Source organism: Mesorhizobium sp. M7A.F.Ca.AU.001.01.1.1 (assembly GCF_004022735.1).
Lineage (GTDB): Bacteria > Pseudomonadota > Alphaproteobacteria > Rhizobiales > Rhizobiaceae > Mesorhizobium > Mesorhizobium ciceri.
In genome coordinates, this window is sequence record NZ_RZPF01001067.1 from 1 (window position 1) to 1,443 (window position 1,443).

The window sequence follows — 1,443 nt, forward strand, 5'->3', positions numbered from 1 at the left end:
GGGTTGGGCCTGAGAGGCGCCGGCCTTGGCGGATCAAATCCACCACACAGGCATCCTACCACTACCCGCCGCGCCGATAATTCCGTGATCGCGCCAGTATCATCAAGCCGCCCGGTCTGTTTGCACGTTCGGCGAACGCTCAACAACACGACTTGACGGCCTGTGTCTGGCGTCTGAAAAGGGCTGGCCTGCGGACGTGGCGGAATTGGTAGACGCAAGGGACTTAAAATCCCTCGATCTCTGATCGTACGGGTTCGATTCCCGTCGTCCGCACCACCCTTCGCTCTTCGAGCTTCGGGTGGCAGGCCACCTGAAGCTCGGCAGGTTCGTACTTCATCCGTTCAGGCGCACCAATTCACCGGCTACCGCTTTGTTGGCATCTCTACGCCTCGAACACTTTCTCAGTGAACCATTCCGCCAACCTGGCAAGCTCCGGCCCCAGCACGCGATCGGCGCCGACAGGCGGCACGATAGCTCTGATTTGATCGACGAAGGAACGCAGTGCCGGCGGCGGCGTCCGTTCGGTGACGTGCAGCGCCTGCGAGGCGATCATTGCCAGCATCGCCATGGCGGCATCGACGCAGCGGCCGGCGGTCGCTTCCTTGGCCCATGCGAAGAACGCCGTCGTGGCGACGTCGTCCTGCCCCGCGCCAGCCGATTCCGTGCCCGGAATGAAGGTGCGCTGTGCGGCCAGCTTGGCCTGCTCGAGATAGCCGGTGATCGCCATCGGCACATAGCCGACATTGCCATGGCCATCGCTGTCGGCTGAGTGACGTCCGGTCATCAGCAGATCCGGCAGCAGCGACACCTTGCCGTTCAGAAGCTTCGAGGCGTGGCGGTCGCAGAGCAGGCAGATGTCGGCCCATATCGCCGCCAGATCGTCCAGCGCCGGCGTTGCCATCGCATTGTGATAGCCGCCGGTCGAGATGCAGCGGCCGAGCCGATCTGCATCGTCGGGCGGGATGTAGACGGGATTGTCCGATATCGAGGCCAGCGACACATTGGCCGCCCGCTCGGCCGTCGCCAGCGCACGATGCGCCTGGCCGAGGACGCGCGGCACGATGCGGTAGCTGACCGGCGCCTGATAGTTGCGTCGCCCATCGCCGGCGCCAACCAGAAACTCCCGCAATCCCTGCAGGGCAGCCGTTTCATGCTCATCGCCCCAGAGCGTGTCGAGCGCCGCGTCATAGTGCTCGAGCGGCGCGCGAAACGCTTCGATCGACAGCGCGAAAACTTTTTGCGCCATGCGGATGCGGCGGCGCCCCGCGAGCGCTGCGTCGGCCACCAAAGCGGCGGCGCAGGGCGAGCCGTTGATGAGCGAGCCGCGTTCCTTGACCTCGAGGTCGAAGCGCGTCGAAAGTTCTGCAAACAAGGGATAGAGCGCCAGGATCTCACCGGCGCCGCCCTGGCCGGAGGCCGGCACGACAGGCATCGGCCCACCGT

1 protein-coding gene and 1 tRNA gene are annotated in these 1,443 nt (G+C 65.1%); one reads left to right on the plus strand and one right to left on the minus strand.

Going from position 1 to position 1,443, the window contains the following annotated elements:
• The first annotated feature begins 190 nt into the window (after positions 1–190).
• Positions 191–276, plus strand: a tRNA-Leu gene (locus tag EN884_RS35835).
• A 106-nt stretch (positions 277–382) separates the two neighbouring features.
• Here the strand turns inward: EN884_RS35835 and EN884_RS35840 are convergent.
• The coding region (locus EN884_RS35840) for an aromatic amino acid lyase (protein WP_128361122.1) at positions 383–1,443 on the minus strand (1,061 nt) is incomplete at its 5' end.